This is a genomic window from Cyclobacterium sp., assembly GCF_014762705.1.
Classification (GTDB): domain Bacteria; phylum Bacteroidota; class Bacteroidia; order Cytophagales; family Cyclobacteriaceae; genus Cyclobacterium.
On record NZ_JABURL010000014.1, the window covers coordinates 12,451 to 38,337 of the forward strand.

The following is a 25,887-nucleotide window of genomic DNA, read 5'->3' on the forward strand; positions in this document are numbered from 1 at the left end:
CGATTCCAATTCGACTTTCAATCCATTTTCGAACTTCTTACCAGTTTCGGCCTGGCCTCAGTATGCATTAATGCCGGTAATTTTTTAACTTGTTTAAAAAAATAATCACACATGAAACCCAATCAAACCTGTATTCTCCATTTAAATTCTCTTTTTCCCTTTCTATTTTTACTATTTTTTCTTTGCTGGGGTGGACTTAGCGCACAGAATGCGGTTAGCTCCGGGGAATTTATCACAGAGCCCCCTACCCTTTTAAACCTTGGATTTGAGTGGAAAATTGAAGGAGATGAAAACCGCAATGCCGTGGTAAAAGTCAGCTATCGTGAGGCGGGCACTGCCAAATGGCTGGATGGTATGTCATTGTTGCGGATTGGTGGGGAAAAGGTGTTTCGGGAAATGGAACAATTGGCATATACGGTTCCCCATCAATTTGCAGGAAGCATTCTGGACCTTAAACCGAATACCAGTTACGAATGTCGTTTTGAACTTTCCGATCCGGATGGGGTCGAAGGAATTACACTTCACGAAACAAAGGTGAAAACACGGGCAGTGCCGGCTGCTTATGAGGGAGGGCGAACCCTCCATGTCTACCCGCCGGGCTTTAAAGGTGAAAAGGAAGAACCATCTTTTGAGGGTTTAAAAAAAGCATATTATGGTTCCGGACTGGGAGATTGGTCGGTAGTAAGTGAGAAAACCGTTCAGCCGGGAGACATCCTATTGGTGCATGCCGGGACCTATAAAGCGGACATGCTGGACTATGTGGACCCTCATGGTATTCCATTCGATGGAACCTATGTGCTCAATGTAAAAGCCACCAAGGAAAAACCGATTGTCATCAGGGGTGCTGGCGATGGAGCGGCCATTTTCGATGGAAATGGTGCGCACAGGTTATTTGATGTGATGGGAACCCGGCACCATATTTTTGAAAACCTTACTTTCCGCAATACAGATATCGTGTTTTCTGCCGGTACTAAGGGAGTGGTGGGTGCCAGTAACCTTACCGTCCGCAATTGCCGGATGGAAGAAGTAGGTATTGGTTTGATTACGGAATTTGCCGGGTCAAGAGATTTTTATATTGCCGATAATGTCATTTTAGGAAGGGACCCCCGGCACCACCTGGTGGGCTGGGCCAATCCGGATCCCTATCCTCCCAGTCCTTTGAAAAGTTACATGGGCATAAAAGTATATGGTTCAGGGCATGTTGTTTGCCACAACGCAGTAGCCTATTTTCACGATGGTATCAATATATCCACTTATGGCACACCGGAGGAAGAACAGGAGCTGAAGGCCGTTTCCATTGATATTTACAACAATGACATTCACCTGATGGTAGATGACTTTATAGAAGCAGACGGAGGCGTCCACAATATCCGGGTCATGAGAAACCGCGGGGTCAATGCAGCCCAATGTGCCCTCAGCGCCCAGCCGGTTTTTGGCGGTCCGGCCTATTTTATAAGAAATGTCATGTACCACATACCCAACGGGTATGCCTTCAAATTTATGGCCAAGCCTGCAGGTTTACTGGTTTACCACAACACCATCATTTCGGAAAACAGGAATACCCAAACTTTTTCCAATGCCCATTTCAGGAACAACCTCTTTATGGGTACCAACGTTTCAGGAAGGCCGGTGAGTGCCTTTCCCTTTGCAACGGCTTATTCTACCTCAGATTACAACGGATACCGGACCAATCCCCAAACTGAAAATCACTTTCTTTATCTTGGGCCGGCAAATAATAAGGTATATGATTATGATGCAAGCAGCGGGGATGTGCAACGTTTTTCATCGTTGGAGGCCTTACATACTGCCAGTGGTTTAGAGGCGAACGGGGTATTACTGGATTATGAGGTATTCAACGAAATGAAAAACCCTGATCCTGAAAAATCCCATCGTATTTACCATGCTGAAGACCTGAATTTTACTTTAAATCCAAATGGTAGTGCAGTGGATAAAGGCACTGTGATTCCCAATGTCAACGATGATTACACAGGAAAAGCACCGGATTTGGGAGCCCTGGAAGTCGGCGAAAAACCTCCGGTCTATGGTCCCAGGGGTCTGGAGGAAAGGGTTTGGTACCAATAAGTTGGAGTAATACGCCAATTCCGCTTTTTGGCATACATCCTGCTTGAAGTTATTAACCAAAAAATTATTGTATTGACTATGGATTGGAGTCTGAATCTTAACTTTCTGGCGGCTATGCTGGCCATGGTAAATCCCATTGGACTGATACCTATTTGGTATGAATTAACGGGAGATTCAACCCCAGGGATCAGGAGACGGGTGGCCCTGATGGTTACCGCTACCTCCTTTTTTATCTTATTGGTGTTTTTATTGCTTGGTAAATATATTTTGGGATTCTTCAGTATCGACATTGAAGTATTTAAAATTGCAGGGGGGTTTTTGTTGATGTTTACAGCATTGTCCATGATCCAGGGTTCCGCCACCAAGCTACAGGACATACAGGAGGAGGCGGATACGGATCTGAAATTGGCAAAATTACGTTTCGAAAAAGTAATGGTTCCCCTGGCCATTCCCATGCTGGCTGGACCGGGTTCCCTCACCACAGTATTGCTGTATAGTTCCAGCGCTTCAAATGCAAGCACCTATGCCGGTTTATCAGGCGTGTTATTACTGAGTTATTTTTTGCTTTTTATTGTTTTCAGTTTTTCCCACTTTGTGGAAAACAAGGTTGATGATATTGTTTTTGTGGGGTTTACCAGGTTGTTTGGTTTAATTGTCGCTGCTATTGCAGTCCAATTTATGGTAGAGGGATTGGGAGAGGTTTTTCCCAATTGGATGGAAGGAGGTTCGGCCGTGAATACGGACAACTAAGTATTTTTAAATCAATGGCATTTTAAATTTGATTTTTAGCCAAAATAAAGTAACTTAAACTACTGGATAACAACACGATACATCATGTCTGATAATATTTGGATAGCCTTTATAGGTTTTTCAGGGGCAGTCATCGGTTCCCTGGCAACGCTTGCAGGCACCTGGTTAGCGCATTATCTGAAACAAAAATCGGAAGCCAAAAAAGATAAGGGAAGAAAAGACATGCTTCTGGATTTGCTAAACGATAAAGCTCACGAATGGCGCGAACTGGATACCTTACAGCATGTAATTGGTGCCGATGAAGTTACAACCAAGCGACTTTTGATTGAGGTCGGCGCCCGGGCTTCCGAAGATGGCAAACCAATCTGGGCCTTGTTGAGCAAAAAGCCGCTTCCCAAAAAGCGGTGATAGTGCTAATTGCCAGCTTTGATATACGCCCAGCCCTGCTCCTGTTTCAAAATGATTTCTGCCAGGGCTGATGGAACCGTAATCACGCCGGAAATCAGATCCTCCTTACTCGCCTTGGCCCTGCGCATGGTGTTTTCACAGGCAGCAAATACCACGCCTCGCGTAAGCAGATCTACTATACCATCTTTTACCTGACTCTTTGCTTCAAGGAGCAATGGAAGGGCTTTTCCATGGCAGATCACTTCTATTTCTGCATTGGGTAGGGCACGCAAAATATTATTAAGTTGGCCAATTACCTGTTCCTGGTCGGCAGTATCTCCTTTGGTAACTTGAAAAACGACCCGGTGTACTTCTTGGTCCACAACCTGGGCATTGAGCAATAACGGACTATTCAAAAAAAACAGCAAATAAAATAAACGGACTGATGGTATCATTTTCTTTCAAATTTACTCAAATATACGTCTGATTTTCCATAATTATGCCGACACCTGCTCCTGTTTTTCCTCCTGTTTGGCAACCTGTACCAAATCGTCGAAAATCATATACAGACAGGGTACAATCACCAGGATAATTGCAGTGGCGAAAATAATTCCAAAACCCAAAGAGATGGCCATAGGAATTAACTGCATGGCCTGACTGGAGGTTTCCAAAATAATAGGAGTTAATCCTCCAAAGGTAGTCAGGGTGGTTAAAATAATTGGCCGAAACCGCCTTACTCCCGCTTCATGGATAGCTTCAAATGCTGAAGTGTGTTCACCACGGTGTTTGTTGGCATAATCAATCATGATCAGCGAGTCGTTTACCACAACCCCGGAAAGTGCAATGACGCCCATTAAGCTAACCAGTGATAAGTCATATCCCAAAAGAATATGTCCAATAACGGCTCCCACGATGCCAAAAGGAATAGCCATCATGATCACAATAGGCTGGGTATAACTTCCTAACGCCACTGCCAGGAGGCAAAATATAAGTAACATGGCAATGATAAAACCCGACCACAACGCCTCCGTCGATTCCCGCATTTCCGCTTGACTGCCTTCATAGGTCCAGGCTAATCCCGGAAAGTCAGCTCGCAGCTGGGGCAATACCCGTTCATTCATCGCCTTGAGTACCCGGGTCTGGGCGGCGGGAGGTTCCACGTCCATGCCCACATTTACTACTCTTTTACCATCCCTTCGATTGATATTGGTAAAGGTTTCACCTTCCTTGATGCGCACCACGTCCAATAAAGGGACAGCGGTACCATTGGGTGCCTGAATGATAAAATCCTCCAGGTAGTCCATGTCTTTTCGTTCTTCAAGGGGCAATTTTACGCGAATCTCAAATTCATTGATTCCCCGAAGTTGGCGCATGGCAAGGGCTCCGAAAAAAGCATCACGAATTTGCTGTCCAACGATGTTGGGTGTAAGCCCAAGGTTTCGGCCTTCTGGTAATAATTCAAAACCCAACTGCAATTTGCCTTTGTTGTAGTTGTCACTCACATCCCTGGTTTCAGAAAATTCTTCCGCTCTCTGCAGGAATTCTTCACTGGCTCGTTCCAGGACCTCAATATCAGGGTGACTTAAATCCACACTGATATCCTGACGTGCTCCACCCGGGCCTCGCTCCGCCTCAAAATTAATTTGATCTACACCTTTGATATCTCCAATGTTTTCCCTCCATAGGGCAATCAGTTCCTTAGGGCTCATATCCCGCTGATCCGGTGGTTTCATGACAATCTCCACATCAATAAAATCCTTCCCCCGTACATTCGTCTTCACTCCTTCTGCCACCTCGTAAAGGTTATGGGTTTCAAACATTTTTCGGGTATTGGTAGTAATTTCCCTGGCAATTTTTGCGGCCTGATCATTTGTCGTACCTACCGGAAGGCGTACAGCGGCCTCAATTTCATCTGCTGCCACTTCAGGCATCAGCACCATGCCCATGTGATCGCTGTAGCCAAAACCACCCACCAGTATTAGTAAGGAGATGGCTGCAGAAAAGGTGAGGTAGCGATTTCGCAAGCACAGGTCCAGAAATGGTTTGTATGTCCGATTGACAAAGCGGTTGAAACCTTCGGCAATAGTGCCTTGCCAGGTTTCCAGTTTTAATACCCAACGGTGTTTTTTTGATTTGGGAGCCTTGGTGACATGCGAAGGCAAAATAAATAACGCTTCAAATAACGAAACAAATAGTACCACTATAACTACCACCGGAAGTGGCCACCAGTATTTACCGGTTTCGCCCGGAATAAATAAAAGTGGTACAAAAGCCATTACGGTTGTCAGAATACTGATAACCACTGGTTTGGATACGTCTTTGGCTCCTAAAATGGCGGCATCCATGTAATCGTATCCCTTTTGACGGTATTCGTAAATGTTTTCTCCAACCACAATGGCATCATCGACCACTATTCCCAGCACGATCAAAAAGCCAAACATGGAAATCATGTTGATGCTGATGCCTACGGCCGGAAAGATGATCATGGCGCCAACAAAAGAAATGGTCATGCCCATCATTACCCAGAAAGCCAGGCGGTATTCCAAAAACAGTCCTAAAATGACGAGAACGATCAAAATAGCCATTAATCCGTTCTCTGTAAGCAGCGAAAGTCTTTCACGAAAATCCTCGGCCCTATTGCTTTCCACCCGGACTTTAACACCCGGCGGAAGACTCGGTTCAAATTCTTCCAGAATGGTTTTTACAGCTGCTTCTATTTCCAGTGGAGATTGGTTACCTATTCGGAATACTTCCAGATCTACCGTATTTTGTTGCTCAAATTGCCCGTGAAATCCTACTTCTTCAAATCCGTCCCGTATACTGGCGATATCCCCCAAGGTAACGGTGGATCCGGACTCAGAAGAAATTATATCAATTTTTGCAAATTCATCAGCTACGAGTTTGCGTTCTTCCATTCGCAGGAGAATTTCTCCAGACAAGGTTTCAATGGATCCGGCTGGAATATCCCGGCTTGAATTTTCGATCAGGTCGGCCACCTGCCCCAAAGTAAGGTTGTATTTCAACAGGGTATTTCGGGGGATTTCAACATGAGTTACAAAATCAGGCACATTGCCAATTTCTACTTGGGATATTTCGTTGTTACTTAGAAAACGGGTCCGCAATCTTTCAGCCAATATGCGAAGGGTCCAAACGTCGACATCGCCATAGATACCTACCTGTATCACATCCATTTGTTGGTTTTGCAGGATAATCTGAGGCCTTTCGATATCATCCGGAAAGGTTTGTATCCTACTAACAGCCTGATTGATGTCCTGGAGTGCCTTCATGCGATCGGTACCCGGAATCAACCATATCTCCACCGTACCAGAGCCTTCATTGGCCGAAGAAATGATTTCCTTGATACCCTGCACCTGTCGTACTGTTTCTTCTACCGGCAGTACAATGCCCTGTTCCACTTCCTCCGGAGCTGCCCCGGGATAAACCACAGACACTTCTACAATATCCAGCTGGAACTGCGGAAACACCTCTTTTTGAATGGTGTACATGGTATATACACCTCCAGCAAGCAAGATGACCATCAAAAGATTGGTGATGATCGGCCTCCTGGCCATAAAAGCGATGGCTCCTTTTTCTGTATCCGGTTTTTTTCCTTCTTTCATGGCTATGGTGTTTTAGTCTTCATCCAATCGAAGTGGTGATCCATCCACGACGGTAGCCAAATCGGTGGCCACTACCTGAGCATTGTCTTCCAACCCTTCATTAATATAGGCATAATCCTGATCTTCAAAAAGGATGCTGACCTGCTTTATTTGCAATTCTCCATCCTGCATGACCCAAACAGTGTTGCCAGGTCGGATATATTGCCTTTCCAGGCGGGTAACATCTTCCAATTTACGGGCTTCAATCTGTACTTCCACAAAGGTCCCGATGATCAGCGGTGGCTTTTCCGGATCAGGTTTCAACCTGACTAATGGATCTTCCACCCGAATGATAACTCTCGCCAACCTTGTTTGGTTATCCAATGCCCCAACCAGGCGTGAAACCCTGCCTTGCCGGAATTGCCCGGGTTCCCAAGCTGCAGGATGAACAATTTTGACAGGAGCCCCCAACCCGTCGGTATTTTCTTCAATATCCAGCCAGTTGACTTTGGAAAGGGGCACATTGGCTACCACCCAGTATTCCTCAATGCCAACCAATCTTCCCAGATCAGATCCCGGTGGTATTTGCGAGCCCAGGTTCACATTCCGGGTCAAGATATGCGCATCAAAAGGTGCCCGGATGCCGGCCCTTTCCAAATCCAGTGATGCCTGGTTAACTGCGGCTTCCGCAGCAGCTACATTGGCCTTTGCAGCTTCAAGTTGGGGCTTCCGGAGTACCAAATCGCGATTTTCCACTGATAATTCGTCTCCAATCAATTCGTAATCTTTTTGTGCCACATCCTGACGTCCCAATTCTACCTTATAATTTGATTCCGCCAAAGCCAGATCACTTTTTCTTAACATCAATGTATTCTCAAAATCGGCAGGGTTAATCTGTAACAATAAGTCACCTTTATTTACATATGCACCGGGAAGAAATTGGGGAGCGATTCGGGTAATCTCCCCTCCTACCTGATTGCTCAGCGAAATATCAGTAGCCGGCTGCACAATTCCGGTAGCCACGACAGTGGGTGAAAAATCGCCTTTTTCTGCCTGAACCACATCCACCAGCATGGCGGTGGTTTTGGAAGCACCCTCCATTTCTGCCTCAGGGGCTGTCCAAAAAAAGATCAAGGCTACAAGGATACTTCCTGCCACTAAAGCCAGGCTAATCCATACGGTTTTCTTTTTCGTCATTTTATTGGAATTGTGTTTTCATTCATGGTAAATTCTCCCCCGGTTTCATTGGGTGTTGGAAAGCCACCGGCCAGGGCACGGTACAAGGACACCCTAAACAACAGCTGATCTAATTTGGCATTTACTAAATCTCGTTTCAATTGCTGCATCTGATCCAGGGTAACCAGGACATCCAGGTAAGCGATGGAGCCGTTCAGGTATTCCACGCGCAGTTGCTGAAAGGCCCTTTCCGCAAGGTTAAGCTGATTCTCAAGGTAACCGATACGCTCCTTTTGTAGGTTTTCCCGGTTCAGGGCATCTTCTACTTCCTGCAATGCGAGCAAAACTGTTTGCCCATAAGCTTGTATTTGTTGCTCTCGGAAAGCCTCGGCTTGTCTTTTTTCAGCCTTTAATCTTCCTCCATAAAAAAGAGGCATCAGCAAACTACTGGTCAAAGAGGCTGCCTGGGATTCTACCAGATTGGTAAGGGTATTGGATCGGAGTGCTCCGGTGAAGTTAAAAGTCAGCCTGGGGTAAGTATTGCTAATGGCGACTGCCACCTCCCTGTCAGCTGCCTCCATTTGGTGAAAACTACTTTGAATATCAGGGCGACGGTTGATCAATTCCATAGGTAGGCCTGCATCCGGCAAAGGTCCCAATTCCGGCAATTGACTTTCCGCAGGAAGGGAAAGACTTCCCGGAGCTGTTCCAAGCAACACCGCTAACCTGTTTTGAAGGGTTTTTACTTCAATTTGTATGGCCATGGACTGCTCCCGGGTATTTTGAATCAGCTGTTCCTGACGGAGAATATCCACTCCCCTCACCTGTCCGCTGGCAAATCTTGCCCGGATCAATGCCAAAACCTGTTCGTTGTATTCGGTTTGTTGGCGAATAAGTTCCAGTTGCTCCATAAAAGCCTGTAAGGAAAACCAGGTGAGTGCCACCTCTCCGGCAATACTTATGGCCAGCGTTTGGTAGTCCAGGTAACTTGCCTTCAGCCTGCTTTCCGCAGCCAACTTACTTTGCTTTACCCTTCCCCAAAGGTCCACTTCATAGCTGCTGCGGAGAGATAACTGCGTATTCTCTCCTCCAACAAAATCAGGAACAGGACGACTTGCTCCACCCTGAAGTTCCAAAAAAACCTGAGGAACCCTTTCGGAGGCGATTATGGCAACGTTACTGGCTTCCTGTGCCACCTGATACCAGGAACTTTTTAATTCCAGATTATGAAAAAGGGCACTATCAACCATTCCATTAAGTTCGGAATCCCCGAAAGCTTTCCACCAGTCATCCTCCAGCTCATATGAGCCGGTAGGAAGGGAAAAAGCATCAGGAGTGTTTATCGGTACATCTCTTGTGGTAACCTTATTCCCACATCCTGCCGAAATTCCTACAAGAATAAGAAAAAAAATAAAATTAAAACTGCCTTGCAATCTATACAGGGAAATTGGAAAACGATTATTTCTAAATTGTTGGCTATCAGGCAAAAGGACTATTTTTTTAAGTTTAGAAAAACCCTTATTAATAAAGAGTTACCTCTATTATATGATACATTTTGATACGCTACAGTTGACCACCAATACTACTGCTGATAATCTCCTAAAATTACAAATTATGGTCCAACATAAAAGGATAGCTTGCAAAGTAAGGCAATAATCTGAAGAAAATCTGAATCTATTGATAAGGATTTTTAAGGGTTTCCAGGAGTTCCAGGTAATCGTATTGCAAGTCTTCATGCAACTTTTCTACTAATTTCTCCACTTTACCTACTTGTAATGCGTATAAATTTTCTATAACCGGGTGCCTGTACTCCAGGTAGCCAAATTCCTGTAGTTTTTTGCAAAAAAAGGCAATGATTTCAATCCTGGCCGTAGGATCCTTTGTAAGTTTCAGGTTTTTATTCAGGATTTTACGTACACTTTGTGCTGATTTCTTTGCCAGGTAATAATTGTTCCTGTTCGCCTTAAGAAAAGCAATTTCTAGTTCTTCCTTCAAAGTATCGATGAACAGTGCGGATGTTTCGGTATCGAATAATTTAAAATAAAGGAAAGCTTTGTTGTCCCGGCTGAGTTTACTCAGGTGTAGTATTAACTCAATCAATTCTATTGGCTCCTTTTGCTGTAGTTCTTTTTTTATTGTACTTAAACTGGGGATTTGCATGGTCTTTTCTATGTGAAACGTTCGAATTGCCCTATCGGTCAGAAAAGTTTTAAATATACCCATTTTCGAAAAAAAGAAATGTGATAAACGAACTTTACGGAAAGAAAAGACTTCAATCTGAATAATACTTTAAAAAAAGATCCCTAATAAGTCTCTTGCAAGGCTCACTATCTCAAACAGTTAACCGGGATCTATGAATCGATGCCAGACACATTTGTTTTATTACTTCAATTAATTTAACATACAAAAAGGGAAAGTATTCTGAAAATCAAATATTTACACATTATCTGAATGAAACTACCTGAATAAAAACCAAAATCAATCGCAATCGGTGCAACATATATCCGGGACTTTGGTCAGTCGGGAAGTGCGCAAAATCCGATGATGGCCCAATTCATTGCCAACAGGGCTATTCAAATTTACAGGTGCAGCTGTGGAATCGGCTGCATTGCCAAACCGCTGACGATAGTTTTGATTAAAGGATTTCCGCTGACTCGAGCTCATGAAATTACTGGTAGACTGAGCCACCAGCGCGTCCTCAAGTCCGGATACATGGTCAAAAACATTTTTAATATGAGGCAATACTTCCACCACTACCACGCTCAAAGAGGAATCAGTAGGCAATCCGTAAAGGCGTAAGAATTGATTGATATCGGTATTGCTCCATATGGTGGTTCCATATTTAGTGGCATTCTTGTTTTTGTTCGTTGCTGTTTTTAGTTTAAGGAATTTGCTTGCTGAAGAAATATCCCCCTGGCCTTTCAGTGTTTTAATGACTACATGGTTAAGCAATTGCAGTTCCTGACTGGAGTATGATTCCAGGAGGTTTTCCTGTACCGCTGCCTGTACCTGAATCCTCCAGTCCAGTGGACGGTCATCCAGGAGGATGTTGCGATAATCCTGGTTATCGACTCTTTTCACTTGTGCATAGAGCAAGGCCCATAATCCCGTGCGGGGAGGATTTGCCGTAACATTTTTCCCCTTGTGAACCGCAGCAGCATAAGGGGCGGTAACCCAAAGTTTATCTTTGTCCCTGTTGGGCATGCAAGACAAGGCAGGTGCGGGATGTTGAATCCCCTGCATTTTTAATCTTCGGCCAAACCTTCCCTGGGCAGTGGTCCAGACCTTTTCTCCTTCCTCCCCTTCAATGATTGGGGGCCGCTCAAAATGTCCTACCCGAAATTCATAGGTAAAAAACCCAAACATTTCATCACTATTGGCATGAAGTCCCGGTGGCAATGGCAATATATAATGCACATCACTGTCCTTGCTTTTTAACATGGCTTGCATCGCATTTAAACCGGCCAGGTCATTGGAAGAAGCAGGAGAAACGATGCGAATAAACTCGGGATCAATGGGCAAAGTTGGTTCTTCCGGCGACAAAAACAATGAAGGATGGTTATTGCTGATCAATTGGTCAGGTGCCTGGGCCAAAACCCTGGCAAAGTAGCAGTCTTGCGGATCCTTTACCGGCTGATCAAACTCAATCCAAAGATATCTTTTCCTTGATTCGCTATTTTCGTACTTTTCATCCCGCATATAGGGAGACAAAGCATAACCAGCCGACACAATTACAGGCACCTGGGCCGGGGGGCTGGTGATGGGCAGTGTCATTTCAATTGTCTCCAGGTCATCCTGGCTGCCTCCATGATCGGGCTTGAACCGTGTTTCCAAACTGTATGTTAGGTCTATGCTATCCGGAAAATTTTCAGTATTATCCCGTTTAGGCTCAACGGCATCAAAAAACACCAATTGAGAACTGTTTCTTTGAGGACTGTCAAGTGATTCAAATGAAGCAGTTCGGATCATTTTGATTTTGCCTACTCTTACATCCGTTTCGCCAGTACCTTCTGCATCGTGTGTGAATTTTTTGGATCGCCTTACCCAAAATGCTTCTGTCTGCATGGCATCCCACATCCAGTCACGATCCAACTCGTAATTCAGACAGCAGATCCAGTGATGGTACAAATCACCCTTGGATGCGAAAGTTATGGATGAGCCATCCGGTGCCAGGCTGTGCCGAATGCGACTGCTGCAACCAAAAACCACCCTTTTACCTTTGGGTGCATACAGAGTAAGCCCGTTGCTTTCCAGGTTCAATCTATCTGCAATTTGCTGAATATTACTATTTTGATTTTCCTGAGATTTTCCAAAAAGCAGGGTATTCCAGGTACCATCAAATACCGTAGTGGCATCAGGGCGCATGTACAGGCCCTGAAGTACAGGGATGCCAGCAGTCTGAACCAAAAGACCAGTTTCATCTTGAGAGGGTTGATAAAGCAACACAGAAAATGAAGCTCCATAACGAACGTCCAATTGGGGGTTGGCTGGATCCAATATCCCATAATAAGCTTCTGTTTGGGAATCTGTTTCCTTATCCTCACAAACAGCCCTTATGGTAAGCCTTGCTGTTCTGCCTGTAGGTAATACCAATTCACTCAACTGGTCAATATCATCTTCCAAGCCCAGGTCCTGGGCCAGATTCAAAGTTGCCCCTGTATGCAACACCTTGTCGGTTCCCTGTATATCTCTGTAAATGATGGGGATATTCAGGTTTGCTTCATACTCGTCTTCATTATTCCCTATGGCTGGAAAATAACGATGGGTGGTGTACAGGTGAATGTAATCGTCCTTTCCATTTACACTATCCAACTTGTCCAGCTTCAATGTGGCTATTTCCACTGTGATCTGCACCCGGTCCACATCCGGGTCGGCTATGCCCAGCCCCACCCGATGTTCCGCATCCCCGGACTCCGGGCTAAGTCCAAGATTGGACTGGGTGCTTAGCCGACCAATCGGGTCTTCGTATTTACCGGTGTATACGACTGCAGGATAACCCAATTTCGGTCTGCGAATGGTCAATGCCTCCAGTTGGTTTGGTCCGTCCAGGCCAGTAACAGGATGTTCATCCCCGGGTTGAGCCTCGGGATTGGCTTCAACTTCCAGAATTCGGGGCTGAATGGGAGAAATAAATCTCTTAAACCGGCAAAACCCGATATCAGAAGGGGTTTCATTGATAGGCTGTCGCTCTATGGCCGGTACGCCACCACTGATATCCTGCATCCGGACACGGAATTCGTAACCTTGCCCATACCGCAATACGGCATCAACAGGTCCAGCCTGATAGATCTGGTTCAGTTGATTTTGTGCTGCTCCGGAAACTCCGGTACCTGTGGTTACCGGATTTCCATCCTTGTCGGTGGCTGCCTGTCCATCGGGGTCAGCATCCAGGTTGGGATTTGTTGTCTGGTATACCGTAGCCGCATCCTCATCAGGAAGGACCATGCTGTGTCCTGTCCAATTGGCAAAATACATGGGAAGCCAATAGGGTTGTCGTTCTCCGGTAACCTGTTCGGTCCCATCCAGCTGAGTGGGATATACCTGATAAGGCAAATCACCAGAAAAATCTCCCAATACAATGGCATCTGCTGGATTGGCCGGGTTTCGTCTCAGGCTGAACGTATTGCGGTTGCTGACCCAATTCAAAGATTCCCATACTCCCGGTTCCTCTCCTTCCGCAGCCTGTTGCCGCACATCAATTACAAAACCATTGATACCGATAGGGGCATCCAGCCTTTTGACTGGCCCGGCCACACTGTTATCAACCGCCAGCTGCCTCATGTACCAATTCAGTAACTGTAAATCATCCCATCCCAATTGAATCCCTGAATCCGTTAAAGGATAAGATCCATCCGCCTCCTCTATCAAAGGATCCCGGTGGGGTGACTGGTGGCAATGAACCGTTTTTGCAAAACCATCGTCGTAAATAGCTGTTTCAATAAAAAGCTCATCATAATTCCCATCATGCACACTCAATACCGGGTACAGCAAAGGTGCAAATACCTGTCTCGGTTCGTTGGGACGTAAGATGGGAATACGGGCCGCATAACGCTTGATAAAGGCATCATCAGCAGCAAACTGAGGACTGAAACTACTACCATCAGCCAAATCCAGGTACAAAAATCCTCCATCCGGAAAAGTATCTGCCGCTATCGGCAGATTAAAGGAATAAATGAATCCGGCAGCACGTGCCAGCAGGGGTTGCCGGAGTATATGGGCAAAAACCTTTCCCCAACTGATGGAGGGGCCGGTTTGCTGAAAGCCCTGGTAAAAATTTGCTGCTTTGACGGCACAATGGTACGTATCATCCGTAAAGGCATTTTTACTTTTAATGGCTTTTAAACCAGTGGCTTTTAAGAAGGTTTTGGGCAGGTGTTTGTAGACAGATACACTGCGTGGCCTGGGAGCCTCAAATTGCCTGGATTGGGGAATATTCATTAAATTGGCATTGCTGTTTACCATACTCACATCCAGGATCTGCAGGTGGTTGGCCATGGCTTCGAAAATTTCTCTGGGGTTTTGGGGAGCCTGTATGCTTACAGGGAGCGCGTTTGCCAAAGGCTGTGGTTGTGGTAAAGGATTAGCGCCAAAACCCTGAACCAATTGGGCCCCAAAGGAAAAACTGGCATCGGCAAAAGCCTCAGCCGCATCAGGAATAGCCGGTTCCTGTCCAGTGATGATCGGATTTAATGGGTTATGGTCTCTTGGTAGCACCACAATATTTACCTGCAATTCGTTTCCGTCAAAATACTGAGGAAAAGTCATGATCGAAAGTCTTTGGTTGGGATTCATGGCAAAAATGTATTATGCAATCCGGCGTTGTTCCTGCCAGGATTCGGTGAAACTGATATTGATGATAAAGGCAATGCTTATGTCCAGTCCAAAAGTCACCTGGCATTGCAGATCTGTTCGGGTGTCTCCCCCTCCCAGTTCTTTTCTGGAATAGGTCCCTTTGGCTTCGATACGGATGGTGATGGAAACGATCCCTCCCAGAATTTCGGCATGCCCCTCAAAGAGCAGGAATGCAGATACTTTTACGATGCCTTCCGCAATAAATATTTCTGCACCTACGACGAACAATACACTCACATTGCCCGCTACAGGAAGCCCTACAACGATTTGAGCGCCAAAACCAAATTTCATCCGTAAAGAAGGCCCCAATTTCGTGTCTGCCGCAATGTCCACATCTGCCTGGCCAATGGCGTAAATGGTGGCTGCAGAAATGGATACACACATGACCGATAGCCGGCCGTAAAAACCAAGGACTCCACCAGCAGAGGGCAGCAGTTCGTTGGCATCTGTAGTAACTTTAAGTGCCGCATTGAAGTAGGCCCCTATTTTCAGGCCCGCTTCAAGCTTGAAAGGTGTGTTGGGATCGTTGTAAACCGCATCAGGAATGGGAAAGCGGATCACAGGTATTTCCTTGGAGGCTTCAAATTTGTATTCCCAGCTACCCGCCTTATTGCTCATGGCCAATTGCAGGCCATTTTGAACGGCAGCCCCGTAATCACCTTCCTGCAAACTTTGGAGTATTTCCAGTAAATCAACCAAAGGATCCAATGCAGGAGCAAATTCCAGATCGGGTTTGGGATAGGTAGCTTCCTTCCCATTTTCTGAATCCCAGTTGCCCCTAATGGTCATCAGCCGCTCTATTCCTGCCAGATCAATGACCAGGCCGATATTGTTCATTTTGCTTTTCCAGCTTTCCGTCACCGAATTGATGTCAAAATCCAGCGATCCCGGCTCTTCCACATTCCCGTTTTTGTCCTTTTTATCATATTCTATGTAAATCCTGAAATTGCCCTCGCCCACATCAATCAGTTCAAATTCAGTGGGCAGGTCAAACATTTCCTCAGGATTGTGCAGGAGTTGTAAGCCTTGTTCCTTGATGCCATCAAGGGTATCCTGTACGTCCATCAACTCAAATACATCCTGGCCCAGATCTTTAAGCGCATTCAGGTCAAAGGGAAAGGAACCGTTTTTCTTCATCAGTATCGCCTCGCCAAGGGTCTGTGCAGAAAAATCATCACCTGCACCAATATTGGGGAAAATCCCTTTGGTATTGACTATTCGAAAAGCATCTACAAACAAAGGAGGCGTTTTGCTAAGCAATTTTTTTACGCCATTTTGAAAAGAAGGGGTGAGTAACAAAGCCTTTTGTGTATCTGTACTTTGCAAAAACCCGTAATTAACGGTACCATTTACCGGTTGACGAAACAATTCCATGGGTTCAGCAATTCGGGTCAGTACAGTGCCAACAGGAAGGTCTATTTTAGTACCTTCCCCATCTTTAATCACCTTTCCCGGGCGAATTACCGGAATACCAAAATTGGGAGGGACAGGGCTAATTTCTCCATTGGCCCGCTCATGCTTTACCATAGACCAGCTGCCGTCCTTAGGCAATAAAACATTGCCTCTGCCTGCCAGGCAAAAAACCGGATCCGATCCATTTTCATCGAAAGAATTGTTGAAGTCAAAGTGACTGAACCGCATTTTCTGGCTACTTCCTACCACCTCTACTTCACAGTCAATGCTTCCTCCTATGGTACCCTGCCGCTGTACCAGCAATTTCAAAGCTGTATTATTTAATGGAAAGCCTTTGGGGCCAAGCTGTACGAATCCCAGAATCCTGCTGGAAGGTACCACTGCCTTTTCCCCTTCAGCGGTGGGTTTAGTTTGCATTCCTGCGGTCACTCCCTCAATTTCTACATCTGCATCAAAATAAACCGGCTGGAGACTGATGTCAAAATTTTGAGGAATATTCACTTCCTTGCCTTCTTGGTCTACCGATTCTTCAAATAGCACATTTTCATTAAAGGGAGCCACTTCATTGGTTTCGATGATATTGTATACATTGAACAACCCTTTGATCAATCCTGGATGAATTGGGAATTCGGCCGATTTTTCCACTCCAATCAACTGTGGTTCGGGGTTTTCCGGCGGTCCGCCAGGAAAGGCTGGATTATCTTGATAGACATAATACCTGAAATCAAATTTACCGTCACTTTCTGCCCGCCATCCACTATCAAAGCGGTAAACGTATCCCGAACTTACCCGAAAAAGGGTAATGGTCCGTACCACTTTTATAGCCCAGGGATACAGGATACTTTTGACCTGAATGATCTCGTGGGAACATCTTCCCATCATGACATCAAATTTGGCCTGGCTGGTTTCTGCAACAGCAGCTTTGGTATTCAGCCAATTGCTGAACATATTGGCACCATAACCGCTCAGGTCCATTCGGGTTACGGGTACGCCCCGCTGTTTAAACAATTCAAAGGGGTAATTGCTATCATAAAAAAATTCCCGGTTGAAAATTTCCGTAACACTACCACCCAGGGTGCTTTTTCCCGTTTCATTACCCAAAAAATCGAGGATATTGTTGATCTGAACCGTGGTTCCCATAAACATTTGGCTGTCTCCTTCTCTCAGTGGGGTACCTGCATCCATGCGCAGTTGAAGCCCGGATTGAAGCTGACCCTGAAAGTTAAATTTTGGTCCGCTCAGGTTACCCCCTTCCCGGTCCACATTGTTATACCGGTAGTTCTCCGTTAACAGTGCTGCTGCCTTCATTCCAAAGGGCAGCGTAAAAAACGAGAAAGCTCTGAAATTTTCCTCATTTTTCCGTTTTTTCAATAAAAAATCAGTGAGAGGCAATGGGGCCAGCACTACTTTGTCCTCGCTGTTATTGGCTATTCGGGTAGGACCTCCATCATTGGGGTAGTAGTTAAATCCTGCGGCAGGATCGCCTAAAATTGGATCATCGGGTGGTGGTACAGGTGGGGTAAGGTTAATGACCGGCTCCCAGGAAATTTGTGGTACGGTAAAAGCACGCACATTTTCACCTGCACTAACCACATCAAGGCCTTGCACCTGTAGGGAGAGAAAACTGTAAAAAATTTCACCGGTAGCAGGATCCCTTTCGGTATCCACCTGAAATTCCCGGCGGTTTAGCAAGTCAAAGCTAATGCCGAAAAGGTCTGCATTGGTACTTACATCCAATAAGGCAAATACATCCCTTCTATACCTGCTGGATTCTTTATCCCATTGACTGCCGTAATCCGGAATTCGAATGGGTGCAGCACTGCTTGTGCTGCTGGCCAAGCTTGTAGTGTCTTTAGATCCAGTTACATTGGATTGTTCCAGGTTACCGGAAAAACGCATGGCAGAAAGCCTGCTTCCCGGGTTTTCAAGATCTGAAAAGTTTGATGCCACAAAGGTTGATTCTCCGGAAACCGCAGAAAAATTTCCCGGACCGGGTGTTGTGGGATTGGGCCCTTGCTCTTCTTCGGGCTGATCCAGAGATATTCCACCAAAAAGCTGCTCAAGAGGCGAAAAATGAAACGAAACTGTAACCTGATCCCCGGCATCCCCGGCAGACCAGGCCGTTCTTCCAATCAGCCAGCCTTGTAAGGTAGCTCCTGCCCCTCCGGGTTGATTTTCACCTTCCCTGAACTGCCTCCTGACCAAACCCAGATTGGCGGCATAGGGATCCGGTAGTGTAGGAATATAGGCCAACAGACCAAAAGACAAGAATAAAAATCCTTCGCTGACCTTGGAAAAATTTTCATCCAGCTCCCCAAAGAGCAGGCAGCCATTTGGTTGGGTGACTTTAAATAAAGCATTGCTCATGGCAAGAGCCATTTGCTCCGGTATATAGGGATCCTGATTTTCAATTTCGGCAGTATCCGCAATAAGGTTGTCGTCAAAAAGATACACCAAACGGTTTACAGGGGTAGCAGATAGTATGAGCAGAGAATGCCTGGATTGTAGCAATGGAGGTGTTCCATCCACTTTGACCGGACGGTCCACCTGAAAATCAGTATTACAAAATCGTATCAATAGCTCATTGCCATTGGCATGACTGAGGTAAATCAAAGGACCGGATTGTGGAAAAGTAAGCTGAACTTTTGAAGGCATAAACTGGTCTTCCGTTTTCCATAATTCCAGTTCCTGGCTGGCATGCGGATTAGAAACGCTAAAATCCACCAAAAGCAATTGTCCGGGACCCGCCAACAGGTGGGTTTGGGAAAGATTAAAACCGCTACCTTGCAGGCCTGCCCAGGAATTGACCAGGCCTGGTCCGGTACGAACATAAAGTTGGCCGGTTCCTTCGGGAAAAGTTGGTTGCAACAAGTCCAGTTGGGTAATAGGAAGGAGCCAGCCAGTATTTTCTATAAGGGCTTTGTTACTTAAAAAATTGAAATCAGACTCATTTTGCTGCAAATTCAATGATTTGGCAGATCCTTGAAAGGGTATCAGTATACGCTTCAACAGGGGATGATAGCTCAGTGATTGATTTTTCTGCCAGCTAAAACCAATTTTTTGTCCCATCAGGTCCCAACTTGCTCTTCCTATTGCAGAAATGGACGCCGTATTCCCTGAAATATTGAAATCCAGGGTAGCTGGAAGGTTGAGCACCATAGAGGCAGCGGCCTTGCCATAGGGACTTTTTTTGTTTATATCCTTGACTTCCTGTTGTTCAAGTTTTAGCTCCACCTCGATTTTCGCATTTGCCGGAAGCGTTATCTTCTTATTGACCGTTTTGGTCGGATGGCTCATTTTTATCAGTCCCGATTTGATACTCAGACCAGTAAATGCTCCTTCTGGCGCATTCGGTGAAAATAGTCGGGCATTGATCCAGACGCCTCCTTGTCCCAGATTGTATTGGTGAAGTTTTCGTGTAGCTTCCCTTGCTTTGATGGGGGCTTTTCCACTGGATTTTCTTTCCTGGAAAAGCAATACCGGTGAAGTAATCCCTTGCTTGTATAAGGCGGTAAAGGCACCAATAGGCAAAAAATCAAACCAAAATTGCCTGCCATCCTTGTTTTTAAAAGGGCCTACGGTCTCATCAACCTTTGATCCTGCAGACCAGTCAGATACAGACTGGGAAATCAGTGGATCCCTTAGTGCTACTTCTCTTCGGAAAACCTTAAATTGGGTGTCTGGATTTTTCTTTTTTCTGGCTTCCTCAATTTTCTGAATGGCTTTTTTTTGAGAATCGCTGATGGTATCGGACTGGAATAAATCAGATTTTTCGAATGAAAATGGATTGGGTTGGTTCGGTTCAGTCCCTGATTCCAAATTTGTCCTGGTCAAAAGTGATGTTAGCTCTAAGGATGCTTTTTTTTCTACCGAAGTTTTTAGGCTTAAATGACCTATGAGTCCGGTTAATGCGGATTTTGGATCTCGTTTTTTCATGTAGATGGTTTGCTGGCTTGAAAAATTGTATCCAGTAACCACCTGAAAACAAAACAGTTGATTACTTAATATAAATTTAAATAAATCTGAAAAAAGGCACAATCCCCATTTATGGGGATATTTATATCATATCGGATTTGGAGGCCTCTTTGATCAACTGGGCTGTATTCTTGACAGCAAATTTTTCGATCAGGTGTTTGCGGTGAGAAATGGCCGTATGGATACTGATAAAAAGTTTATCGGCTATTTGTTTCGATGAAAAACCTTCCCCAATCAAATGAAGCACTTCCCTTTCCCTATTGGAAATTTCGATGTTTCTATCCTGACTAAAAAGTTTAAACCCTGAAAAAACCTTCTCAATACGTTCTTTATGAGTGATATTATATAAATAACTGATTATCAAATCATTATTGGACTTTATCAGAAGTGAAACCTGATGTTGAATCAGGTACCATTTTTGAAAAATATCCTGAATATGATAGGTGTAAGAATGGCTCGGATGTATATGATTCAAGCAGTCCGGATCGTTAAGCAGCGATTCAATTAGCTGACGGATACCGGACAATTCCATAGGCTTTATTTTCTGGAACCAAAACTCCCAGCCCCCCTTTTCCATTACCTCGGAGCTGTAGCCCAGGATATTTTTGAAAGAATCATTGTGGAATAAAAATCTCTTTTTCCCTACATCAAATACACTTACCATCAGGTATTTTTCTTCCGCACAGCAGTCGGTCAAGGCATGAATTTCTTCATTGGACAAAATCCCCGAAAAAGATGGTATGATTCCATTTTCTGATGACATCCTTGGAAAATTAAAAAGCTATTAACCAAATACTTACTTTGAAATATAGCTATAAATATTGAAATTAAGGTAGTCTGCTTCCTATTTTCTTGTAATTTTTCCCGGGTACCTTTCTTTACCCTTCATAATCTCCTATTTGTTGAACTAAACCAAATTAAGTCTTGTACAGTTTGGAATAATCCGTACATTTAATAAAAACAAGTATATCAAAACCTTTCATGTATTGAAATTATCCATTTGGGTTAAAAATAAAGGTATTTCTATTTACCAAATGATTAGATCATTATAGATAGGAATATCCTGCGCATTTTAGAAAATAACTTAAAACAATTTATTTGATGTGGGACGAAGAAAACAAAGAATTCCAGGTAGTAGTCAACCATGAAGAGCAATACAGCATCTGGCCCTCGGACAGGGAATTGCCTCTGGGCTGGAATGCGGTCGGGAAAAAAGGGAACAAACAGGAATGTCTGGACTATATCGAGGAAGTCTGGACCGATATGCGGCCCCTTTCATTGAGGAAAAAAATGGAAGAAATGGAAAAAAAGCAGCAAGAGGAAGATTAAGGAGGTCTGTTGGTCCTTTATTCTTAACCCATCTTAATCCACATTACCCAAAATAATTACACTATGAAAGGGACAGGCTCCAGGAGGTTATGGTTGCCGATAATGAGTTTATTTTTTCTGCAATCATTTACCTGCCTTTCCAATGAATTGGATACCATCCGTAAAAGGGTGGTGGCTGTATTATTACAAACCGAGATCAATAAGGCTGAGGTAAACCGAATACTTAATCAGATGGATTCAGAAGGCGCTTTTACTCCTATCAATTATGAGGATTTAAGCAGAACAGCAGGATTCCCACACAGGCGACATACTTCAAATCTGGTGTACCTGGCAACAGCCTTTACAAAAAAAACTTCCCCTTATTATCATGATCCGGCCTTAAAAGAAAAAATCAATTTATCCTTGAAATATTGGGTAGACCACGATTTTGTAGGTGATAACTGGCACAACAACCAAATCACAACCCCCACAAACCTGGTGAACCTTATGCTTCTTATGGGAGAAGAATTACCGGATGATTTGGTAGAAAAAGCACAGCCCATCATTGGCCGGGCCCACATGGAAGCCTCTGGAGCAAGACCCAGTGGAGATCGGATAGTTATAGCAGGCATATTGGCAAAAAACATGTTGTTCATGGAAAACAAAGAGGCTTTTGACGATGTCATTGCCATCATTGCCAATGAGATAAAATTCAGCACCGGAGAAAGGGGCATTCAACACGATTACAGCTTCCACCACCGGGTAGACCGGGTAAACAACACCACTTCCTACGGATATGGGAAATATGCCAATGCTTTCGGTGAATGGGCAGATTATGTAGCAGGAACCTCATATGCTTTCGATAAGGACAGGATCAACCAGCTGGTGGATTACTATCTGGATGGGGTGTACAAACAGCTGGTATATGGTATCTATGAGGATATCAGTGTAAAAAACAGGTCCATCTCCAACCAATCCCAATTTCAGCCCAGGGGAACGTTGGAAATTGAACGCCTGTTGCGAAGTACTGATTACAGACAAGAAGAGCTGGAAGAGATACTAAGCTTGCGCAAGGGAGAAAGCTCCCCTTCCCTGTCATTTGCCAAATTTTTCTGGCAAACGGAGCATTTTGTATTGCAACGACCGGATTTTTATACCACCGTGCGCATGTTTTCCACCCGAAACCGCAATATGGAAAAACCCTATAATGGTCCGGGCAAAACCACCCATCACCGGGCCGATGGCACCAATTACCTGCTACTGAAAGGCAACGAATATCAGGACATTTGGCCAGTATACGACTGGCAAAAAATTTCTGGTACCACCATCCTCCAAAAACCCGAATTACCAAGTCCTGAGGATATCCAAATGGATGGGTTAACAGAATTTGTAGGTGCAGCCGAAGACGGTTATTTTGGAGCTGTAGGGTTTGATTTTATCAGTCCTCACGACAGTACAATGGCTAAAAAAGGTTGGTTTTTTTTCGACAGGATGTATGTTTGCCTGGGAGCAGGAATTACTTCAGAAAAACAATATCCCGTTGCCAGCACCATAGATCAGGTATTGCTCCGGGCTCCTATTCGCGTAAAGGAACAGGGAACAACGGTGCGACAACTTCCGGAAGGTGAGCACAATTTGGAAGGTCTGGAATGGTTGTATCACGATGGTGTAGGATATTGGTTTCCCGAGGATGCAGCCTTGATTGTCAGGAACCAGGAAGAAAGTGGTGCCTGGGCGGATATTACAGATCAAAAAAATGTTTCCACCAAAATAATCAGGGAAAAAGTCTTGACCGCTTATTTTAATCACGGCGTTCGTCCTCAAAAAGGATCTTATGCCTATGCCGTTCTTCCAAGGACAACTACCGATGAACTGGCATCCATGGCTCAATCTGGCCTGCGCGTTTTATCCAATGACATGCTGTTACAGGCGGTATATCACCCCGGCCTGGAACAAACCCAGGCTGTTTTTTACCAGAAAGGTACGCTTTCCATGGCTGATGGCAGTTCGGTTGCGGTAGATCATCCGGGAATTATCCTGATCAAAAAGAACCAGGAATCCATTCAATCCCTGACAGTTGCCGACCCGACCCGGAGACGGGATCAATTTTTGATAAACCTTCCTGGAAGGTACAAAAATACCACCGGAGAAGTCAGTACAAAATATAACAGAAGTGCCAATACCACTCAAATCTTGATCGACTTGCCTCAGGGCGTGTATGCGGGCAAGTCCGTTTCCCTGGATTTGCGGCAGCGTAAATGATCGAACATTGAAAATCCAAAGGCCTTAAGTTAATACCTCATCAATCAAATATGGATAGTTATAATCAAAAGCTCTTTCCTGTGAAATTATCCCTACAATTAAAGATTGTCATTAGCCTCCTAATGTGCATTTCTATTGCGATCCCCTCACAAGGCCAGCAAGCTCCCAATATTATATTGATCATGGCCGATGACCTGGGGTACGAAGTGTTGCCCGCCTATGGCAACACCTTTCACCATACCCCTGCCCTCGATCGCATGGCTGCAGCTGGTATGGTCTTCGAAAATGCCCATGCTACTCCCCTTTGCACTCCATCCAGGGTACAACTGATGACAGGGAAATACAATTTCAGAAACTACATTGGTTTCGGACTGCTTGATCCTACCGAAAAAACCATGGCCCAATGGCTAAAAGAACAGGGTTACAATACCTGCGTGGTGGGCAAATGGCAGCTTTACGGAAATGCGCGACAGCAGGAACTTGCCGGTGGAAAAGTGGGCAGCCTTCCGGAGGAAGCCGGCTTTGATGCCTACCGGCTGTGGCAGGTAAAAGAATTGGGTTCCCGCTACAAAGATCCACTCCTGGACAGCAAAGAAAAGGGGCTGGAGAAGTTTGAAGGGAAATATGGGCCGGACCTCTTTACAGAATATTTGGAAGACTTTGTCGAAGCGCAGGACGGTCAACCCTTTTTTGCCTATTACCCCATGGCCCTGACCCATGATCCCTTTGAACCCTATCCAGGCTCCCCTGATTTTGCCTCCTATGATCCTAAGGACCGTATCAATGATCCAAAGTATTTTCCAGGTATGGTCAGCCATATGGATAAATTGGTTGGCCGGATCATTGACAAAGTGGAAGATTTAGGCCTGGCCGAAAACACGCTGATCTTATTTGTGGGTGATAATGGTACGGACCGGGATGTGGTCACCCCGTTTAAAGGGCAGGACTTACGTGGCAATAAAGGATATACCAATGACCTGGGAACCCACGTTCCCCTTCTTGCTTACTGGCCAGGGACCATTAAAGCAGGAATCCGGAACGCCAACCTGATCGATTTGACGGATTTTTTACCAACCCTGCTGCAAGTGTCCGGAAAAGATCCGGCAGATTTGCCAGACCCGATCGATGGCATCAGCTTTTATCCCCAATTGAAAGATTCCGGTTATTCCGGAGAAGTGCGGGAATGGGTATTTTGCCATTATGCGCCAAATTGGGGAAATTTCACTCCCCGGACTTTTGTTTATAATACCCACTGGAAATATTATGCCAATGGTGAAATTTTCAACCTGAGTGAGGATCCTCTGGAAACCAGACCACTGATTTTTAGTGAATTGAATAACGAAGGCAAGAAGACAATTCAGAAATTTCGTAAGGTGGTAAAAGAAATGAAGTAATTCCTGGATAAAGCCAAGTTAAAGAATTTTTTCATAATAAAACTAACTATTCTTCCAGGAAATTGAATCCTGAAATGAAACCAAAACCTGGGAGGAAACCTCGACAGTTTTCAATTAAGTGGAAAGCCATTTTGGAATGAAAGTTTTCGCCTTTCTCACAAACTGCTTAAGGAAGAAGGCATTGAATATGGTCAAAGCACCTCCCAAAAAATAAGAACGATTTAAGATTTTCTTAAGCAAATATTAAGACAATATGTCGATTTTTACAATTACAATTTGCCATTGAATTTCTAAGATGAAAGCTTTAACATTGGTCATACCTGTTTTTAATGAAGCGGAAAATGTTCTTAGGGTATGGTCTGAAGTAAATGAATACCGGAAGAAATCACAGTATCCCATCTTCACGCTTTTTGTAGATGATGATTCAACTGATGAAGGACTAACTTTAATCAAGAAAATTTGTACCACAAGATCAATAAAATAAATGCCCGGTGCTCAAAGAAGTATGATTAACAAAGGACTGATCAGGGTCAGTAATTATGCGAGCAGGAAGCGTATTCTTCGAGCAGGGCCGAACAGCAATGGCTGTACTGAATATCATTCTATTTCAAATAAAAATAGCTCAATTAACTAATTATTAAAAAAATGAATGCTGCCCATCTTCATCTCGTCCTCAACCATTTTCCAAT

15 protein-coding genes are annotated in these 25,887 nt (G+C 44.7%); 7 read left to right on the forward strand and 8 right to left on the reverse strand.

The features are described from left to right. Positions 1–111: 111 nt before the first annotated feature. From HUJ21_RS01490 to HUJ21_RS01500, 3 genes are all read left to right on the forward strand, one after another. Complete coding sequence (locus tag HUJ21_RS01490) at positions 112–2,082, forward strand: hypothetical protein (protein WP_291366731.1); 1,971 nt, start codon at positions 112–114, stop codon at positions 2,080–2,082. A gap of 78 nt (positions 2,083–2,160) precedes the next feature. Continuing rightward, on the forward strand, positions 2,161–2,832 hold the full coding sequence (locus HUJ21_RS01495; protein ID WP_291366732.1) for a MarC family protein: 672 nt from the start codon (positions 2,161–2,163) through the stop codon (positions 2,830–2,832). Positions 2,833–2,916: 84 nt separating this feature from the next. After that, entirely contained in the window at positions 2,917–3,240 is a 324-nt protein-coding gene (locus HUJ21_RS01500) for a hypothetical protein (protein WP_291366734.1), read from the forward strand. A gap of 5 nt (positions 3,241–3,245) precedes the next feature. Here the strand turns inward: HUJ21_RS01500 and HUJ21_RS01505 are convergent, their stop codons facing one another. From HUJ21_RS01505 to HUJ21_RS01540, 8 genes are all read right to left on the reverse strand, one after another. Then, positions 3,246–3,674 (reverse strand): DsrE family protein, encoded by a 429-nt coding sequence (locus tag HUJ21_RS01505; RefSeq protein ID WP_291366736.1) that lies wholly within the window; start codon positions 3,672–3,674, stop codon positions 3,246–3,248. Between the two features lie 42 nt (positions 3,675–3,716). Next, a complete protein-coding gene (locus HUJ21_RS01510; protein WP_291366738.1) occupies positions 3,717–6,839 on the reverse strand; it encodes an efflux RND transporter permease subunit in 3,123 nt (1,040 codons plus the stop codon). A 12-nt stretch (positions 6,840–6,851) separates the two neighbouring features. Then, on the reverse strand, positions 6,852–8,015 hold the full coding sequence (locus HUJ21_RS01515) for an efflux RND transporter periplasmic adaptor subunit (RefSeq protein ID WP_291366740.1): 1,164 nt from the start codon (positions 8,013–8,015) through the stop codon (positions 6,852–6,854). Next, the gene (locus HUJ21_RS01520) at positions 8,012–9,481 is read right to left on the reverse strand and encodes an efflux transporter outer membrane subunit (protein ID WP_291366741.1); all 1,470 of its coding nucleotides are present in this window, start codon (positions 9,479–9,481) and stop codon (positions 8,012–8,014) included. Before HUJ21_RS01520 ends, HUJ21_RS01515 begins: the two co-directional genes overlap by 4 nt. Before the next feature lie 187 nt (positions 9,482–9,668). Then, entirely contained in the window at positions 9,669–10,154 is a 486-nt protein-coding gene (locus tag HUJ21_RS01525) for a hypothetical protein (protein WP_291366742.1), read from the reverse strand. Positions 10,155–10,472: 318 nt separating this feature from the next. Further along, a complete protein-coding gene (locus HUJ21_RS01530; protein WP_291366743.1) occupies positions 10,473–14,786 on the reverse strand; it encodes a hypothetical protein in 4,314 nt (1,437 codons plus the stop codon). A 12-nt stretch (positions 14,787–14,798) separates the two neighbouring features. Continuing rightward, on the reverse strand, positions 14,799–20,195 hold the full coding sequence (locus HUJ21_RS01535; protein WP_291366744.1) for a hypothetical protein: 5,397 nt from the start codon (positions 20,193–20,195) through the stop codon (positions 14,799–14,801). 121 nt (positions 20,196–20,316) lie between these two features. After that, positions 20,317–20,997: a helix-turn-helix transcriptional regulator gene (locus HUJ21_RS01540; RefSeq protein ID WP_291366745.1), complete on the reverse strand. Its 681-nt coding sequence runs from the start codon at positions 20,995–20,997 to the stop codon at positions 20,317–20,319. 329 nt (positions 20,998–21,326) lie between these two features. Here HUJ21_RS01540 and HUJ21_RS01545 point away from each other — a divergent pair, with 329 nt between their 5' ends. The 4 genes from HUJ21_RS01545 (at position 21,327) to HUJ21_RS25055 (ending at position 25,682) form a co-directional block, all read left to right on the forward strand. Further along, positions 21,327–21,563, forward strand: a complete 237-nt coding sequence (locus HUJ21_RS01545) for an MbtH family NRPS accessory protein (RefSeq protein ID WP_366483507.1) — start codon at positions 21,327–21,329, stop codon at positions 21,561–21,563. Between the two features lie 63 nt (positions 21,564–21,626). After that, complete coding sequence (locus HUJ21_RS01550; protein WP_291366750.1) at positions 21,627–23,804, forward strand: polysaccharide lyase family 8 super-sandwich domain-containing protein; 2,178 nt, start codon at positions 21,627–21,629, stop codon at positions 23,802–23,804. 80 nt (positions 23,805–23,884) lie between these two features. Then, a complete protein-coding gene (locus HUJ21_RS01555; protein WP_291366752.1) occupies positions 23,885–25,198 on the forward strand; it encodes a sulfatase-like hydrolase/transferase in 1,314 nt (437 codons plus the stop codon). A gap of 295 nt (positions 25,199–25,493) precedes the next feature. After that, positions 25,494–25,682 carry a glycosyltransferase gene (locus HUJ21_RS25055; RefSeq protein WP_366483505.1) on the forward strand — a complete coding sequence of 63 codons (189 nt, stop codon included), beginning with the start codon at positions 25,494–25,496 and terminating at the stop codon, positions 25,680–25,682. Positions 25,683–25,887: the final 205 nt, after the last annotated feature.

What these genes read in the sequence shown, in the direction of transcription:
- HUJ21_RS01490 (WP_291366731.1), top strand. Translation starts at nt 112, where the DNA reads ATGAAACCCAATCAAACCTGTATTCTCCATTTAAATTCTCTTTTTCCC.
- HUJ21_RS01495 (WP_291366732.1), top strand. Translation starts at nt 2,161, where the DNA reads ATGGATTGGAGTCTGAATCTTAACTTTCTGGCGGCTATGCTGGCCATG.
- HUJ21_RS01500 (WP_291366734.1), top strand. Translation starts at nt 2,917, where the DNA reads ATGTCTGATAATATTTGGATAGCCTTTATAGGTTTTTCAGGGGCAGTC.
- HUJ21_RS01505 (WP_291366736.1), bottom strand. Translation starts at nt 3,674, where the DNA reads ATGATACCATCAGTCCGTTTATTTTATTTGCTGTTTTTTTTGAATAGT.
- HUJ21_RS01510 (WP_291366738.1), bottom strand. Translation starts at nt 6,839, where the DNA reads ATGAAAGAAGGAAAAAAACCGGATACAGAAAAAGGAGCCATCGCTTTT.
- HUJ21_RS01515 (WP_291366740.1), bottom strand. Translation starts at nt 8,015, where the DNA reads ATGACGAAAAAGAAAACCGTATGGATTAGCCTGGCTTTAGTGGCAGGA.
- HUJ21_RS01525 (WP_291366742.1), bottom strand. Translation starts at nt 10,154, where the DNA reads ATGCAAATCCCCAGTTTAAGTACAATAAAAAAAGAACTACAGCAAAAG.
- HUJ21_RS01530 (WP_291366743.1), bottom strand. Translation starts at nt 14,786, where the DNA reads ATGAATCCCAACCAAAGACTTTCGATCATGACTTTTCCTCAGTATTTT.
- HUJ21_RS01535 (WP_291366744.1), bottom strand. Translation starts at nt 20,195, where the DNA reads ATGAAAAAACGAGATCCAAAATCCGCATTAACCGGACTCATAGGTCAT.
- HUJ21_RS01540 (WP_291366745.1), bottom strand. Translation starts at nt 20,997, where the DNA reads ATGTCATCAGAAAATGGAATCATACCATCTTTTTCGGGGATTTTGTCC.
- HUJ21_RS01550 (WP_291366750.1), top strand. Translation starts at nt 21,627, where the DNA reads ATGAAAGGGACAGGCTCCAGGAGGTTATGGTTGCCGATAATGAGTTTA.
- HUJ21_RS25055 (WP_366483505.1), top strand. Translation starts at nt 25,494, where the DNA reads ATGAAAGCTTTAACATTGGTCATACCTGTTTTTAATGAAGCGGAAAAT.